We start from the raw sequence: 15,165 nt of genomic DNA on the forward strand, positions 1-15,165 counted from the left end.
TTTATGACTTTTTAAGCCAGTCGATTAACCAACATAAATCGTTAGTGATCGGAGTGATAAGGGATTCGTATGTATCCGTGAATCAAAGAGGACGTTTGAATGAAAGAAGTCATGTTATTCCCACTCACTTCAGTTGTACTCCCTGAAGGTAAAATGAATCTGCGCATTTTTGAGCCACGATATAAGCGAATGGTAAAGGAATGCAGCCTACAAAATGTGGGTTTTGGAGTTTGCCTAGTAGGAAGTGAAGGTGACCCTAAAGACGTGGGTAACGTTTCATCTATCGGAACTTTGGTCAGGATCGTTGATTTTGAAACACTCAGTGATGGTCTTCTTGGTATTACAGTCGCTGGTGAGAAACGCTTTGTTGTCAAACGAGTTCGTGCAGATGCGGACGGCTTACGCCATGCAGAGGTCGAATGGTTAGACAATTGGCAACATCCAGACAACTCACCAGATTTCTTCTATTTAAGCCAGCAGTTATCCCATGTTTATGAAGAGTTTCCTCAACTTGGAAACCTCTACCAGCATCGTTTTTACGATGACTCAGCTTGGGTGACCCAGCGCTGGCTTGAATTACTTCCTTTAGACTGCAATCTGTTCGAACAGCTCGTTGGCGCAGAGAACTGCATTCCTGCGTTGCAATTTCTGACAGAAGCCATAGAAGCCCCGACTAACAAAGAGGCAAGGATATGAAAGGATTTGGCAGAGCTGCGCTAACTATGGTGGCGGCATTAGGACTGGCGGCGTGTGGCTCCGACAGTGACACTATTGAGTATTCCAATTTACAAGCAGTGCACGCGTCTTCTGATGCGCCGCTTGCAAATGTGTGGATCAACGATAAACCATCATTAACGAATGTTGATTATGGTGTGGGATCTGGCTACGTTAAATTGCGAGAGGGGATGAATTCGATTCAGGTCGATGTTCAGCTCCCAGGTAATGAAACCGCGACCGTAATACCTAAAACAGAACTAGATCTTGATTCCGACCTCAATTATAACGTCTTCGTTGTTGGCGATGCCGATGGTTCGCCAAACCCAGTTGAGCCTTTAGTTGTGACTCGCAGCGCCGATTCAATGGCTGATGCCAATAGTCTAGATGTTCAAGTTGTTCATGCAGCTTCAGGCGTTCCTGCTGTTGATCTTTATGTCACTGAGCCAGGTGTTGCTCTTGCTAGCGCGACTCCAATAACTAACCTTGCTTACAAAGCTTCTACCGACGTATTGAACATCCCAGCTGGTGAGTATCAAGTTCGATTTGCCGTAGGAGACAGCGTTGCTTTTGACTCCGGCACAGTACCTCTTGCGGCTAATTCCAACTTGACGATTGCCGCTATCGGCACAGGAGATTCGAATAGCACGTCACCTGTCAAACTCTTGGTGTTGGACGGTTCGGGCTCTTCTATAATTGAAGATATGGGCAGCCAAGCTGAAGTAAGAGTCGGACACCTTGTCGATGGAGCGCCAGTCGTCGATGTTAACGTTAACGGGGCGGCCTTCGCTCCTCTTGCCGACTTAGCGTTCAAAGAGATTCGTGGTTATTTGGATCTTGCTGCTGGCGCTTACGATATTGACGTTTACGTGGATGGCACAACAACCAATCCGATCATAGATGTTGACGGGTTAATGGTTGCAGGTGGAATGGATTACAGTGTTTATGCAGTCGGTGTTGTTAGCCCAGCGATTGATATCGAAGCTCTGGTTGTTGAAGATATGAGACGCGCTGTGGCGACTAGCGCGACATTGAATGTGACACACGCGGCGGCTAATCCTATAGCGGAAATGGTGGATATTTACCTCACTACGAGTGCAGGAATAGATGGAAGTGATCCAACTATTGCTAATTTTGCGTATAAAAATAGTGTACAAGGATTATATGTCGCTGAAGGTACATATTATGTAACGGTAACAGTGGCTGGTAACCCAAGTATTGTTGCGGTTGACTCAGCACCAGTCAATGTAATGAACGGTGTTGTGTACCAAGTCGTTGCCATTGATGATGGGAACAACGGTGGTTTCAACTTGTTGGTCGATGACGTGACCGATTAGGATGAATGGGAGGAGGAGACTCCTCCCACAAATTAAGGCCGATTATGATGAGTGATAGCCCGAAAAAACTGGGGCGCAGTGATTGGAACGATTACATGGATAAAGTGAAGGCTCGAGACAAAGACGCGTTCGCTTTTGTATTCCGTTTTTACGCACCCAAGCTGAAGCAATTCGCTTACAAACATGTTGGTAATGAGCAAGTTGCTATGGAGATGGTGCAAGAGACCATGGCGACAGTTTGGCAGAAAGCGCACCTCTATGATGGTGAAAAGAGCGCGTTATCGACTTGGATATATACCATAATCCGAAACCTTTGTTTTGATCTGCTCAGAAAACAGAAAGGTAAGGAATTACACATTCATTCTGATGACATTTGGCCGTCAGAGTATTATCCACCTGATCTTGTTGATCACTATTCACCAGAACAAGATATGTTGAAAGAACAGGTGGTTAAGTTTTTAGATATATTACCGAAAAACCAGAGAGATGTTTTACAAGCGGTATATCTTGAAGAGTTACCTCATCAACAGGTCGCGGAATTATTTGATATACCCCTCGGTACCGTAAAATCCAGGCTGAGGCTTGCAGTAGAAAAGCTAAGGCATTCAATGCATACGGAGCAACTATGAACAAACACCCAGATAACAGCTTGTTAGAAGCATACGCTTCGGGAAGCATTGATGCAGTTTCTGGTCTTGTGGTCGCAACCCATTTAGAAACATGCACCAAGTGCCGAGCTTATGTGAACCAAGTCGAAGCAAGTCAAGCGAACATCGTAAGTGACATACCTTCTGAGTATGTTTCTGAATTTGACGATATGTTCAATGACATCATCAACGCGGAGCCAGCGACTGATAACATCGTGATCCGCGACTCTGCTGCTGTTAATGTGGCAGGAAAAAGCTTCGCTCTTCCTAAAACCTTAGCGCGTTTCTCTGACCTCGTAGGGTCATGGAGAAGTTACGGAGGCAAGGTTTTCAGTGCTCAGATTGATCTAGGGGAAGACGCTCGTGTCAGCTTAATGTACATCGGGGAAGATGTGCAAATCCCTCAACATACGCACAAAGGCCTGGAGGCTACATTGATCCTACATGGTGGATTTAGTGACGAGGATGGCCAATATGAAGAGGGCGATTTGATGATTAGAGACGCATCAGTGAAGCACAGCCCTTACACTAAGGCCGGAGAAGACTGCTTGTGTTTAACCGTATTGACTGAGCCGATGATCTTTACTCAAGGCGTGGCACGTATATTTAATATGTTTGGTAAAGGGTTATACCCATAGACCTCTTATCTTATATCTCGCAAAACAAAAACCACCGAATTCGGTGGTTTTTATATGTTTCGTTAATGCTTGTGACGTGCTTTTTCCAATAGAGCATCAAAGTAATGTCGTAGCGAGTACAACATAATCAAGCTTGGCACGACCATGACAGCGGTAAGCACGAAGAATGTGCTCCAATCATTAAGATAATCCACTAGCTCGCCACTGAAAGAAGCAAGAGTCGTCCGTCCGAAGTTTCCTAGAGAGGCAAGCAACGCATACTGAGTTGCCGAAAATGCTTGTCCGGTTAGAATCGTCAAAAATGAAACAAAAGCGACAGTTGAGAAAGCAGTCGTAAAGTTATCGACAATAATCGTGGCTAAGTACAAGTGCTCGTTTGGGCCTACCGAAGCAATCCAAGCAAACATCAAGTTGCTGGCAGACATAGCAATACCGCCGATCATTAATCCACGTACAATACCAAACCTAACGTTGAACATGCTTCCGACAAAAGTAAAGAAGATGGTGGCTCCCCAACCAATCAGTTTGGAGTAATAGCCAATTTGTTCATTGCTAAAACCAATATCTTTGTAGAACGCGATCGACATCCTGCCCAAAAACGCTTCGCCAATTTTAAATAGGAAAACGAACAGCAACAGAGTAATCGCGACACGGACACCATTGCGATTAAAGAAATCAAGGAAAGGTTCCACAACAGTCACGGTAAACCAAGCTACGACTTTCGAACCAACCACTTCTTTGTGGCGTTGTTCAGCGGCAGACTGAAGTTGTTCGCGTTGAGTCTTAGGTTCACCGACTAAAATCGTAAAGACCATTAGAATGCCGACTATCACCGCCATCCCGTAATACACACCATTCCAACCGACACTGTCAGCATTAACAAACGCTAAATAACCCGGTAGTGAATAACCTGTCCACCAGCCAATGACCGCCATTGCAGAAGCTTGAGGTAGTTTAGACTCTTCTGACTTTGGGAAAGTATCAATACGAAAAGCATCAATTGCGATGTCTTGTGTCGCTGAAGCCGTTGCAATACACAAGGCGAGTAGTGACGCAAACACCAAGTTTTCCGCTGGATTAACACCGGCAATAAATAGGGTAGCGACGAGTACGATACTTTGACAAAAGAAAATCCAGCTACGTCTTTGCCCCAGCAGTCTAAAGAGGACTGGCAGCTTCACGCGGTCAACCAGAGGTGCCCACAGAAAGTTGATCGCATAGACCGCAAAAACGCTACCAAAATAGCCAATTGCGGAGAGGGTCAAGCCGGCATCTTTTAGCCAACCTGACATGTTTGAACCGATAAGAACCCACGGAAAGCCGCTAGAGCAGCCCAGCATGAAAACCCACATGAGTCGTTTATCGAGGTAACTTTTTACCGTTTCCAACCAAGTGATGGAAGGTAATGAAGACATAAATCAATCCAATAAAATGAAGCCGTTGAAAGAGAAAGCCCTTCGATTATTCAAAGGGCTTATCGTTTTGGCTATTTAAGTAGTGTAGCTTTGGTGATGACGATTTGCGTCTCTGGTACATCACGCATTCGGCCTACCGTCGTGGTCGGCTGCTGAGCCATTTTCTGGATAACGTCGAACCCCTCAGTAACCTCACCAAATACAGCATAACCTGGTGGTCGAGCGCCATAGTTGAGAAAGTCATTGTCGACTAAGTTGACGAAAAACTGACGAGTTGCAGAGTTTGGTGCATTGGTTCGTGCCATGGCGATGGTAGCACGGTCATTGTTTAGACCATTATTTCCTTCGTTTTTGATTGGCGCGTATGTTTTCACCATCTGCATATCTTGGTTAAAGCCGCCACCTTGTGCCATGAAGCCTGGGATAATACGATGAAAAATAGTACCCTCGTAGCTCCCATCTTCTACATATTTTAGAAAATTAGCGACAGTGATAGGTGCTTTCTCTTCGTTTAACTCAACCGTAAATGAACCAAGTGTCGTTTCAAACGCTATTTTTGGTCCAGCCCAAACGCTGCAGCTGAGTAGTGCTAAAGACAGAATCGCTTTGCGTAACATTAGAAACGCTCCTGCATGTATTGACGAAGCTCAGGGTCATTGGCAATCTCTTTAAGCGTCAATGTCACCACATCATTCAATGTCTCTTCAATATCGGCATCAGAAGCACTCAATGTGCCAGATCGCTTTGCTGTACCTGTATAAGTTTTGACTAGCTTGCCCTCAGGTGTCTCTGCTGTGATTTCCAGCACAACTTTAGCATCCATCTCATTTTCCATCACCGAATGCTTCACGTTGACCAACGCTTCTTGAACGCTCAATTCAATCGCGTTGTTGCTGTTTAGATCCGCATGGAAACCTTGAGATGAGAATTGCTTCTCTAATGCTTCTTCTAACGCAATACGTAAATTCTGTTTAGCATGAAGAGGAAGAATGTTCGAACGGCCGTTATCCACCAACGCCACGTACTGCGCTGCACGTACATCTTTGCTGGTCAAACTGTAAGTCTTGCCTTGAACAATTGGATTGGTGCTCAATGTGCTTTCTGGCATCAGGTTCAGCTGAGGTTGTTGAGGGGCTGAACACGCAGCAAGCAACGCAACCGAAGCCGCAAGTACCAATTTTCTCATTTTATTATTCCTTTTAACTATTTTGCTAAAGCTTATTTTGCGCTTAATTTAGCAGGATTTTTTGTAGCCTGTAAAATCACAAACTTATTGTTGGAAGCGATAAGTTTCACATTTTTATCGCCAAACAGACGTTTGAGTTTTGCGTCGTACCCGAGGTGACGATTTCCGATAACCAGTAAACGGCCATTTTCACTTAATACTTGTTTAGCATCGCAGAACATTTGCCAAGCAATATGATCGGTGATTGCCTGTTGTTGATGAAACGGTGGATTACACATAACCATAGAGCTGCTGCTGTGTTTAAAACCGTCCAAGCAATTGTTCGCTATGCACTGTATGTCTCTATTTTCACCAAGGTTGTCGCGTAGGTTCTGTTTTGCCGACTCAAGCGCCATAAAACTTTCATCAACACATGTTAGCCGAGCATTTGGATTCAACTGACCAAATTTAACAGACAGAACACCATTGCCGCAGCCGAGGTCGATGACATTGTCTATCGAAGGGTCTTGAGGCAGGTGCTGCAGCATAAAGCGTGCACCTAAATCTAAACTTTCTCCTGAATAGACATTTGGCATGTTCTTGAGTTCGATATCTTCGCCATCAACGCGCCAAGTCGTGAAAGGCATTACTTCAATCGGAGGCTCAACTGTTGCTTGAGAAAACACCAATCTGTGCTTTTTCCAGGCCAAAGATGTTTTTGTTTCGCCTAAGTATTTTTCAAACAGTTTTAGCGTCGAAGTGTGAATGTCTTTCGCTTTATTGACTGCAAAGACGGGGCAGGAAGCCGGTAGCGCCTTTCTTAATTGGCTTAGTATCCACACTAGATGGCGGTTACTTTTGGGCAGTTGCAGCAAGACGAGATCAATATTGGCAGGAACGAGGTCCATCGTGGTGGCAAACGCTACTTTATTGCACTGGTTTTGCTCGAGATTTTGCTGTGCACCTTTATGTGAGATGAATGAATCACTCATTAGCGTTACATGGTGCTTTTCCGAAAACCAGCAGGAGAGGGCACCAAAGCTGTCATTAATCACGAGGATGTTTTGATTGTCTGGCAAAGCAAGCTCTTCAACATGATTAATAAGATACTCATCACCGGCATCCCACGCTTGTAGCGTTTCGTTACTACGTTTTGGGAAACGATGAAGTGTTAAGCTTCGCTCGTGAAGGTTCAGTTCGGTTTTCATAGCTAAATGTAAGTTGATTTAGAAATTAAGTGTTATTGTCGCAAATGATGACGTGTCGAGATACAAAAAGCTGTCAAATTTTACGAGTTCAGTGATGGCCGCTCTCTAGGCATGTTCATGGAGTCGAGGGCCTTGAGACAATATGTCTACAAAGTGCGTCAATAATGAGAGTGATGTTTGAGTGATGCATGTCTGCTTTACTTAGGTATATACTTATGGAATTCGCATCAATGAGGAACGAATATGATCCAAGAAATCATAGAGAAGAAACTACACAGTGAGCTGCAACCCAGCTATCTCAAAGTCATTAATGAGAGCTACATGCATAATGTGCCACCAGGCTCAGAGAGTCATTTCAAAGTGATTGTTGTGAGTGATTCGTTCGCGGGACAGCGTTTGATTGGGCGCCATCGTCAAGTTCATCAAATTTTGGCAGATGAACTGGATAACCACATTCATGCATTAGCTATTCATACATACACTGATGAAGAGTGGAAGCGTGAACAAGATGGCGCCCCTGATAGCCCGATGTGTATGGGTGGTGGTCACTAAAAACGCAAGATATAAAGGTGCAGAGAAAGGTGGCTTAAGGCCATCTTTTTTCGTTTTACATTCTTTAGGGACGTTAACGTGGCACAAATTCTGGTTAAAAAATGTGTTAACAGTGTTTCAACAAATGAATGGAAATTGCAGAATATTTCAGGCGATGAATATCACTTTTCCATAAGATATGTATGGAATATGGCATTTGTGCGATGGGTCAAAGTTATGACTATTCTTTGACCTTTTAGACCTGATTCTACCGAAATAACCCCTCTATTCTAATGATTGATCATGGCATCAAGTTCCTAAAAAATGCTAGACTACGGCACCTGATAAATCTCGCGTATTCCTTGTGACGAGATTTTTAATAGGATGTTGCGATTTTGATGTTTAAAACAACATCAAAACCGGACACTGATGTCGTGTCTAAAAGTTACGCAATCAAAAGAATCTTTTTCCCGATAAAAGTAGTGCAAGTGCGTATGATTACAATAAAGAAGGGCTTGGATCTTCCTATCGCAGGAACTCCATCCCAGGTGATTAATGATGGTAAGACCATCAAAAAAGTCGCCTTGCTTGGCGAAGAGTACGTTGGCATGCGACCTACCATGCATGTCCGCGTTGGTGATGAAGTGAAAAAAGCGCAAGTTCTTTTTGAAGATAAAAAGAACCCAGGCGTGAAATTTACTGCACCAGCAGCCGGTAAAGTGATCGAAGTTAACCGTGGCGCTAAACGTGTCCTTCAATCTGTAGTGATTGAAGTGGCAGGTGAAGAGCAGGTGACATTTGATAAGTTCGAAGCCGCTCAACTTTCAGGTCTAGATCGTGAAGTGATCAAGACTCAGTTGGTTGACTCTGGCTTATGGACCGCTTTACGTACTCGTCCGTTTAGCAAGGTTCCTGCAATCGAGTCTTCTACTAAGGCTATTTTCGTAACTGCAATGGATACTAATCCACTAGCAGCTAAGCCTGAGTTGATCATTAATGAGCAACAAGAAGCATTCATTGCTGGTCTAGACATTCTTTCAGCCCTGACAGAAGACAAGGTTTACGTATGTAAATCTGGCACTAGCTTGCCACGCTCTTCACAGTCTAACGTAGAAGAACACGTCTTCGATGGCCCTCACCCAGCAGGTCTTGCTGGCACCCACATGCATTTCCTATACCCAGTAAATGCAGAGAATGTGGCATGGAGCATCAACTACCAAGACGTTATCGCGTTCGGTAAGCTGTTCCTAACTGGTGAGCTATGCACAGATCGTGTTGTGTCTCTAGCTGGCCCAGTTGTGAATAACCCTCGTCTAGTTCGTACCGTAATGGGTGCAAGCTTAGATGACCTAACAGATAACGAGCTGATGCCTGGCGAAGTTCGTGTGATCTCTGGTTCAGTACTAACAGGTACACATGCAACTGGTCCACACGCATACCTTGGCCGTTACCATCAACAGGTTTCTGTATTACGTGAAGGCCGTGAAAAAGAACTATTTGGCTGGGCAATGCCTGGTAAGAATAAGTTCTCGGTAACTCGCTCTTTCCTTGGTCACGTATTCAAAGGTCAGTTGTTCAATATGACAACGACGACCAATGGTAGTGATCGTTCAATGGTTCCAATTGGCAACTACGAACGCGTAATGCCTCTAGATATGGAGCCTACTTTGCTGCTTCGTGATCTATGTGCCGGCGACACAGACAGTGCTCAAGCACTGGGTGCGCTTGAACTGGATGAAGAAGATCTAGCATTGTGTACCTTTGTATGTCCAGGTAAGTACGAGTACGGTACGTTACTTCGTGAATGCCTAGATACTATCGAGAAGGAAGGGTAATTTTCATGGCTCTTAAAAAGTTTCTTGAAGACATCGAGCATCATTTTGAGCCTGGTGGCAAACACGAAAAATGGTTTGCCCTGTACGAAGCTGTAGCAACAGTTTTTTACACGCCAGGTATCGTAACAAATAAAAGCTCGCACGTTCGTGATAGCGTTGACCTAAAACGTATCATGATCATGGTTTGGTTTGCGGTATTCCCAGCAATGTTCTGGGGTATGTACAACGCAGGTGGCCAAGCTATTGCAGCACTTAACCACATGTACGCTGGTGACCAACTAGCGACAGTTATCGCAGGTAACTGGCACTACTGGCTAACAGAAATGCTTGGCGGCACTATCGGTGCGGAAGCGGGTGTTGGCAGTAAGATGCTACTAGGTGCGACTTACTTCCTGCCAATCTACGCAACAGTATTTATTGTTGGTGGTTTCTGGGAAGTGTTGTTCTGTATGGTGCGTAAGCACGAAGTTAACGAAGGTTTCTTTGTAACTTCTATCTTATTCGCACTTATCGTTCCACCAACGCTACCTCTATGGCAAGCGGCGCTGGGTATCACATTTGGTGTTGTTGTAGCAAAAGAGATCTTCGGTGGTACAGGTCGTAACTTCCTTAACCCTGCACTTGCAGGTCGTGCATTTCTATTCTTCGCTTACCCAGCGCAAATTTCGGGTGACGTAGTATGGACTGCAGCTGACGGCTTCTCTGGTGCTACTGCTCTTAGCCAATGGGCTCAAGGTGGTAACGGTGCTCTAGTTAACACAGTAACTGGCGCTCCTATCACTTGGATGGACGCGTTCATCGGTAACATCCCTGGTTCAATTGGTGAAGTATCGACTCTAGCTCTAATGATCGGTGCAGCGATGATCGTTTACATGCGAATCGCTTCATGGCGCATCATTGCGGGTGTAATGATCGGTATGATCGCAGTATCGACTCTGTTTAACGTGATCGGTTCTGACACTAATCCAATGTTTAATATGCCATGGCACTGGCACCTAGTTCTAGGTGGTTTTGCATTCGGTATGTTCTTCATGGCAACGGACCCAGTATCAGCGTCATTTACTAGCAAAGGTAAATGGTGGTACGGCATCCTGATTGGTGCAATGTGTGTGATGATCCGTGTAGTTAACCCAGCGTACCCAGAAGGTATGATGCTGGCGATTCTATTCGCGAACCTATTCGCACCTCTGTTCGACCATGTAGTGATTGAGAAGAACATCAAGCGGAGACTAGCACGCTATGGCAAGTAATAACGACAGCATTAAAAAGACGCTGGGTGTTGTTATCGGGTTGAGCCTTGTTTGTTCAATCATCGTATCAACAGCAGCAGTAGGTCTGCGTGATAAGCAAAAAGCTAACGCTGTCCTAGATAAGCAATCAAAGATCGTTGAAGTTGCAGGCATTGACGCAAACGGTAAGAAAGTACCAGAGCTATTTGCTGAGTACATCGAACCTCGTCTAGTAGACCTTGAAACAGGTAACTTTACTGAGGGTAATGCATCTACGTACGATCAACGTGAAGCATCAAAAGATGCAGAACGTTCAATCGCATTGACACCAGAAGAAGACGTAGCTGATATCCGTCGTCGCGCGAATACAGCAGTGGTGTACCTTGTAAAAGATCAAGATGAAGTCCAAAAAGTTATCCTGCCTATGCACGGTAAAGGACTATGGTCGATGATGTATGCCTTTGTAGCCGTTGAAACTGATGGTAACACTGTGTCTGCTATTACTTACTACGAGCAAGGCGAAACTCCTGGACTTGGTGGTGAAGTAGAGAACCCTTCATGGCGCGATCAATTCATTGGCAAGAAATTGTACAATGAAGATCACCAGCCAGCGATTAAGGTCGTGAAAGGCGGCGCACCGCAAGGTTCTGAGCACGGTGTTGATGGCCTATCAGGAGCGACGCTCACTAGTAATGGTGTTCAACACACATTTGACTTCTGGTTAGGTGATATGGGCTTTGGTCCTTTCCTAGCAAAAGTTCGTGACGGAGAACTTAACTAATGTCTAGTGCACAAAACGTTAAAAAGAGCATTCTAGCGCCAGTATTGGATAACAACCCAATCGCGCTACAAGTTCTTGGTGTATGTTCTGCTCTTGCAGTAACAACTAAACTAGAAACAGCTTTTGTAATGACACTAGCGGTAACATTTGTAACTGCGTTGTCTAACTTCTCTGTTTCATTGATCCGTAACCACATTCCTAACAGTGTGCGTATCATCGTTCAGATGGCAATCATCGCATCGTTAGTAATCGTGGTAGACCAAGTGCTAAAAGCTTACCTATACGATATCTCTAAACAGCTATCTGTATTCGTTGGTCTGATTATCACTAACTGTATCGTAATGGGTCGTGCTGAAGCATTCGCAATGAAGTCTGCGCCAGTACCATCTCTTATTGACGGTATTGGTAACGGTCTAGGTTACGGCTTCGTTCTTATCACTGTAGGTTTCTTCCGTGAGCTATTTGGCTCAGGCAAACTATTTGGTCTAGAAGTTCTACCTCTAGTGAGCAACGGTGGTTGGTACCAGCCTAACGGCCTAATGCTACTAGCACCATCAGCATTCTTCCTAATCGGCTTCCTTATCTGGGTAATCCGTATTCTGAAACCAGAACAAGTAGAAGCGAAGGAGTAAGGACGTCATGGAACATTACATTAGTCTGTTAGTTAAATCGATTTTCATCGAAAACATGGCTCTGTCTTTCTTCCTAGGTATGTGTACTTTCCTTGCCGTATCTAAGAAGGTTAAGACCTCTTTCGGCCTAGGTGTTGCAGTTGTGGTAGTTCTGACTATCGCTGTTCCTGTGAACAACCTGGTATACAACCTAGTTCTAAGAGAGAACGCGTTAGTTGAGGGCGTGGACCTTAGCTTCCTAAACTTCATCACCTTTATCGGTGTAATTGCAGCACTTGTACAGATTCTAGAGATGGTCCTAGACCGTTTCTTCCCACCTTTGTACAACGCGCTAGGCATCTTCCTACCGCTGATCACAGTAAACTGTGCAATCTTCGGTGGTGTATCTTTCATGGTACAACGTGACTACAACTTTGCTGAATCGATCGTTTACGGTTTCGGCTCTGGTGTGGGCTGGATGCTAGCAATCGTTGCTCTTGCAGGTATCCGTGAGAAGATGAAGTACTCTGACGTACCTCCAGGTCTACGTGGTCTTGGTATCACATTTATCACTGTAGGTCTTATGGCGTTAGGCTTTATGTCTTTCTCTGGTGTTCAACTGTAAGTCGGGTAAACCGCAACAATTAAGGAATAGTCAATGGACATTATTCTTGGTGTAGTGATGTTTACTCTGATCGTACTAGCACTAGTACTAGTGATTCTTTTCGCTAAGTCTAAGCTTGTACCAACAGGTGACATTACAATTTCTGTGAACGATGACCCTTCTCTGGCGATCGTTACACAACCAGGTGGTAAGCTACTGAGTGCTCTAGCAGGTGCTGGCGTATTCGTATCTTCTGCTTGTGGTGGCGGTGGCTCATGTGGTCAGTGTCGCGTAAAAGTTAAATCAGGTGGTGGCGACATCCTACCAACCGAGCTTGACCATATTACTAAAGGTGAAGCGCGTGAAGGTGAGCGTCTAGCGTGTCAGGTAGCAATGAAAACTGACATGGATATCGAGCTTCCTGAAGAAATCTTCGGCGTTAAGAAGTGGGAATGTACTGTTATCTCTAACGATAACAAAGCGACATTCATCAAAGAGCTTAAGCTGCAAATTCCAGATGGCGAATCAGTACCTTTCCGTGCTGGTGGTTACATCCAGATTGAAGCTCCTGCTCACCACGTGAAATACGCAGACTACGATATTCCTGAGGAATACCGTGAAGACTGGGAGAAGTTCAACCTTTTCCGTTACGAGTCTAAAGTTAATGAAGAGACCATTCGTGCATACTCTATGGCTAACTACCCAGAAGAGCACGGTATCATCATGCTTAACGTTCGTATCGCAACTCCGCCGCCGAACAACCCAGACGTACCACCAGGCATCATGTCTTCGTACATCTGGTCTCTAAAAGAAGGCGACAAGTGTACTATTTCTGGTCCATTTGGTGAGTTCTTTGCGAAAGATACAGATGCAGAAATGGTATTCGTTGGTGGTGGTGCTGGTATGGCTCCAATGCGCTCACACATCTTCGACCAACTTAAGCGTCTGCACTCTAAGCGTAAGATGTCTTTCTGGTACGGCGCACGTTCTAAGCGTGAAATGTTCTACGTAGAAGACTTCGATATGCTACAAGCTGAGAATGACAACTTCGTATGGCACTGTGCACTGTCTGATCCACTTCCAGAAGATAACTGGGATGGTTACACTGGCTTTATTCACAACGTTCTTTACGAGAACTACCTACGTGATCACGAAGCGCCAGAAGACTGTGAATACTACATGTGTGGTCCACCTATGATGAACGCTGCTGTAATCGGCATGCTAAAAGATCTAGGTGTAGAGGATGAAAACATCCTACTAGATGACTTCGGTGGTTAATTCCTCCAAGTGATTGAATCTATGGCTAGCTCTCCAAGAGAGCTAGCCATTATTTTTTATAGACATAAAACTGATACTCAACAGTTGATATAGGTAATCGGATTGAAAGGATTGATCCTATTTCCCATATCAATTCAACAACATTGGGAGTTAACAAGTGAAAAAGTGGCTTGTTGCATTTGCTTCTCTATTGATTTTGGCTGGCTGTGAGCAGCCTGCCGATCAAATTCATTTAAGTGGCCCTACCATGGGGACTTCTTACAACATCAAGTATATCGAGCAAGATGGTATTCCAACGCCAAAAGCGATGCAGACAGAAATTGATCGCTTATTGGAAGAGGTTAATGACCAAATGTCGACCTATCGTGACGACTCAGAGTTAAGTCGTTTTAATCAGCATCAAACGAGCGAGCCATTTACAGTTTCGACACAAACTGCAACGGTAGTGAAAGAAGCAATTCGCCTTAACGGTCTTACTTTAGGTGCATTGGATGTGACGGTCGGCCCTCTAGTTAACCTGTGGGGGTTTGGTCCAGAAGCTCGTCCAGATGTAGTTCCAACCGATGAAGAACTCGCTGCTCGCAAAGCAAATACCGGTATTCACCACCTATCTGTTGGTGGTAATACACTGTCCAAAGACCTTCCTAACTTGTACGTCGACCTATCGACGATTGCGAAAGGTTGGGGGGTTGACGTGGTTGCTGACTACCTTCAATCTGAAGGGGTACAGAACTTTATGGTCGAAGTTGGCGGTGAAATGCGTCTCAAAGGTGTCAATCGTGAAGGTGTGCCTTGGCGTATCGCAATTGAAAAACCGACCGTTGATGAACGTTCAATTCAAGAAATTATTGAACCAGGCGACATGGCAATTGCAACAAGTGGTGACTATCGTAATTACTTTGAGAGTAATGGTGTGAGATACTCTCATATTATTAATCCACGAACAGGCAAACCAATTCATCATAAAGTGGTGTCTGTAACGGTATTAGATAGATCGTCGATGACTGCTGATGGTCTTGCAACTGGTCTTATGGTGCTAGGTGAAGACAAAGGCATGGCAATTGCGAACGAAAATAATATTCCTGTTTTCATGATTGTGAAAACGGAAGATGGTTTTAAAGAGTTGGCTTCGGAAGCATACAAGCCATTCATGAAGAAATAACAACAGAAGT

General features: G+C 44.6%; 16 protein-coding genes. 12 read left to right on the top strand and 4 right to left on the bottom strand.

Annotated features, from left to right (window positions below; all coding sequences use genetic code 11):
* Positions 1 to 99 precede the first annotated feature (99 nt).
* The 4 genes from UQW94_RS11245 to UQW94_RS11260 are packed head-to-tail and all read left to right on the top strand — an operon-like array spanning position 100 to position 3,336.
* Positions 100 to 696, top strand: coding sequence for an LON peptidase substrate-binding domain-containing protein (locus UQW94_RS11245; RefSeq protein ID WP_005380253.1), 597 nt, complete (start codon positions 100 to 102; stop codon positions 694 to 696).
* Positions 693 to 2,051, top strand: a complete 1,359-nt coding sequence (locus UQW94_RS11250; protein WP_322142239.1) for a DUF4397 domain-containing protein — start codon at positions 693 to 695, stop codon at positions 2,049 to 2,051. Before UQW94_RS11245 ends, UQW94_RS11250 begins: the two co-directional genes overlap by 4 nt.
* Positions 2,052 to 2,095: 44 nt before the next feature.
* Entirely contained in the window at positions 2,096 to 2,680 is a 585-nt protein-coding gene (locus UQW94_RS11255) for an RNA polymerase sigma factor (RefSeq protein WP_005380255.1), read from the top strand.
* Positions 2,677 to 3,336 (top strand): ChrR family anti-sigma-E factor, encoded by a 660-nt coding sequence (locus UQW94_RS11260; RefSeq protein ID WP_318133368.1) that lies wholly within the window; start codon positions 2,677 to 2,679, stop codon positions 3,334 to 3,336. Before UQW94_RS11255 ends, UQW94_RS11260 begins: the two co-directional genes overlap by 4 nt.
* Positions 3,337 to 3,398: 62 nt before the next feature.
* Here the strand turns inward: UQW94_RS11260 and UQW94_RS11265 are convergent, their stop codons facing one another.
* The 4 genes from UQW94_RS11265 to UQW94_RS11280 all read right to left on the bottom strand — a co-directional run bounded on the left by UQW94_RS11265 (position 3,399) and on the right by UQW94_RS11280 (position 7,124).
* Entirely contained in the window at positions 3,399 to 4,751 is a 1,353-nt protein-coding gene (locus UQW94_RS11265; RefSeq protein WP_005380257.1) for an AmpG family muropeptide MFS transporter, read from the bottom strand.
* Positions 4,752 to 4,822: 71 nt separating this feature from the next.
* Entirely contained in the window at positions 4,823 to 5,368 is a 546-nt protein-coding gene (locus UQW94_RS11270; protein WP_318133366.1) for a peptidylprolyl isomerase, read from the bottom strand.
* On the bottom strand, positions 5,368 to 5,937 hold the full coding sequence (locus tag UQW94_RS11275) for a YajG family lipoprotein (protein ID WP_005380259.1): 570 nt from the start codon (positions 5,935 to 5,937) through the stop codon (positions 5,368 to 5,370). Before UQW94_RS11275 ends, UQW94_RS11270 begins: the two co-directional genes overlap by 1 nt.
* Positions 5,938 to 5,969: 32 nt before the next feature.
* On the bottom strand, positions 5,970 to 7,124 hold the full coding sequence (locus UQW94_RS11280; protein WP_054865671.1) for a methyltransferase: 1,155 nt from the start codon (positions 7,122 to 7,124) through the stop codon (positions 5,970 to 5,972).
* 243 nt (positions 7,125 to 7,367) lie between these two features.
* Here UQW94_RS11280 and bolA point away from each other — a divergent pair, with 243 nt between their 5' ends.
* The 8 genes from bolA to UQW94_RS11320 all read left to right on the top strand — a co-directional run bounded on the left by bolA (position 7,368) and on the right by UQW94_RS11320 (position 15,155).
* Positions 7,368 to 7,676 carry a transcriptional regulator BolA gene (bolA, locus tag UQW94_RS11285; RefSeq protein WP_005380262.1) on the top strand — a complete coding sequence of 103 codons (309 nt, stop codon included), beginning with the start codon at positions 7,368 to 7,370 and terminating at the stop codon, positions 7,674 to 7,676.
* A gap of 473 nt (positions 7,677 to 8,149) precedes the next feature.
* Positions 8,150 to 9,490: a Na(+)-translocating NADH-quinone reductase subunit A gene (locus UQW94_RS11290; protein WP_042521444.1), complete on the top strand. Its 1,341-nt coding sequence runs from the start codon at positions 8,150 to 8,152 to the stop codon at positions 9,488 to 9,490.
* Positions 9,491 to 9,495: 5 nt separating this feature from the next.
* Positions 9,496 to 10,740 (top strand): NADH:ubiquinone reductase (Na(+)-transporting) subunit B, encoded by a 1,245-nt coding sequence (locus UQW94_RS11295; RefSeq protein ID WP_005380265.1) that lies wholly within the window; start codon positions 9,496 to 9,498, stop codon positions 10,738 to 10,740.
* The gene (locus tag UQW94_RS11300; protein WP_005380267.1) at positions 10,730 to 11,500 is read left to right on the top strand and encodes a Na(+)-translocating NADH-quinone reductase subunit C; all 771 of its coding nucleotides are present in this window, start codon (positions 10,730 to 10,732) and stop codon (positions 11,498 to 11,500) included. The genes UQW94_RS11295 and UQW94_RS11300 overlap by 11 nt, the downstream gene beginning before the upstream one ends.
* Entirely contained in the window at positions 11,500 to 12,132 is a 633-nt protein-coding gene (locus UQW94_RS11305; protein WP_005380269.1) for an NADH:ubiquinone reductase (Na(+)-transporting) subunit D, read from the top strand. Before UQW94_RS11300 ends, UQW94_RS11305 begins: the two co-directional genes overlap by 1 nt.
* Before the next feature lie 7 nt (positions 12,133 to 12,139).
* Positions 12,140 to 12,736 carry an NADH:ubiquinone reductase (Na(+)-transporting) subunit E gene (gene nqrE / locus UQW94_RS11310; RefSeq protein ID WP_005380270.1) on the top strand — a complete coding sequence of 199 codons (597 nt, stop codon included), beginning with the start codon at positions 12,140 to 12,142 and terminating at the stop codon, positions 12,734 to 12,736.
* Between the two features lie 33 nt (positions 12,737 to 12,769).
* The gene (gene nqrF, locus UQW94_RS11315) at positions 12,770 to 13,993 is read left to right on the top strand and encodes an NADH:ubiquinone reductase (Na(+)-transporting) subunit F (RefSeq protein ID WP_005380271.1); all 1,224 of its coding nucleotides are present in this window, start codon (positions 12,770 to 12,772) and stop codon (positions 13,991 to 13,993) included.
* A gap of 157 nt (positions 13,994 to 14,150) precedes the next feature.
* Positions 14,151 to 15,155 carry an FAD:protein FMN transferase gene (locus tag UQW94_RS11320; protein WP_322142240.1) on the top strand — a complete coding sequence of 335 codons (1,005 nt, stop codon included), beginning with the start codon at positions 14,151 to 14,153 and terminating at the stop codon, positions 15,153 to 15,155.
* Positions 15,156 to 15,165: the final 10 nt, after the last annotated feature.

The organism is Vibrio sp. PBL-C16 (genome assembly GCF_034321865.1).
Lineage (GTDB): Bacteria > Pseudomonadota > Gammaproteobacteria > Enterobacterales > Vibrionaceae > Vibrio > Vibrio alginolyticus.

What these genes read in the sequence shown, in the direction of transcription:
- UQW94_RS11275 (WP_005380259.1), bottom strand. Translation starts at nt 5,937, where the DNA reads ATGAGAAAATTGGTACTTGCGGCTTCGGTTGCGTTGCTTGCTGCGTGT.
- UQW94_RS11250 (WP_322142239.1), top strand. Translation starts at nt 693, where the DNA reads ATGAAAGGATTTGGCAGAGCTGCGCTAACTATGGTGGCGGCATTAGGA.
- UQW94_RS11270 (WP_318133366.1), bottom strand. Translation starts at nt 5,368, where the DNA reads ATGTTACGCAAAGCGATTCTGTCTTTAGCACTACTCAGCTGCAGCGTT.
- UQW94_RS11305 (WP_005380269.1), top strand. Translation starts at nt 11,500, where the DNA reads ATGTCTAGTGCACAAAACGTTAAAAAGAGCATTCTAGCGCCAGTATTG.
- UQW94_RS11260 (WP_318133368.1), top strand. Translation starts at nt 2,677, where the DNA reads ATGAACAAACACCCAGATAACAGCTTGTTAGAAGCATACGCTTCGGGA.
- UQW94_RS11300 (WP_005380267.1), top strand. Translation starts at nt 10,730, where the DNA reads ATGGCAAGTAATAACGACAGCATTAAAAAGACGCTGGGTGTTGTTATC.
- UQW94_RS11295 (WP_005380265.1), top strand. Translation starts at nt 9,496, where the DNA reads ATGGCTCTTAAAAAGTTTCTTGAAGACATCGAGCATCATTTTGAGCCT.
- UQW94_RS11265 (WP_005380257.1), bottom strand. Translation starts at nt 4,751, where the DNA reads ATGTCTTCATTACCTTCCATCACTTGGTTGGAAACGGTAAAAAGTTAC.
- UQW94_RS11245 (WP_005380253.1), top strand. Translation starts at nt 100, where the DNA reads ATGAAAGAAGTCATGTTATTCCCACTCACTTCAGTTGTACTCCCTGAA.
- nqrF (WP_005380271.1), top strand. Translation starts at nt 12,770, where the DNA reads ATGGACATTATTCTTGGTGTAGTGATGTTTACTCTGATCGTACTAGCA.
- UQW94_RS11280 (WP_054865671.1), bottom strand. Translation starts at nt 7,124, where the DNA reads ATGAAAACCGAACTGAACCTTCACGAGCGAAGCTTAACACTTCATCGT.
- UQW94_RS11255 (WP_005380255.1), top strand. Translation starts at nt 2,096, where the DNA reads ATGATGAGTGATAGCCCGAAAAAACTGGGGCGCAGTGATTGGAACGAT.
- nqrE (WP_005380270.1), top strand. Translation starts at nt 12,140, where the DNA reads ATGGAACATTACATTAGTCTGTTAGTTAAATCGATTTTCATCGAAAAC.
- bolA (WP_005380262.1), top strand. Translation starts at nt 7,368, where the DNA reads ATGATCCAAGAAATCATAGAGAAGAAACTACACAGTGAGCTGCAACCC.
- UQW94_RS11290 (WP_042521444.1), top strand. Translation starts at nt 8,150, where the DNA reads ATGATTACAATAAAGAAGGGCTTGGATCTTCCTATCGCAGGAACTCCA.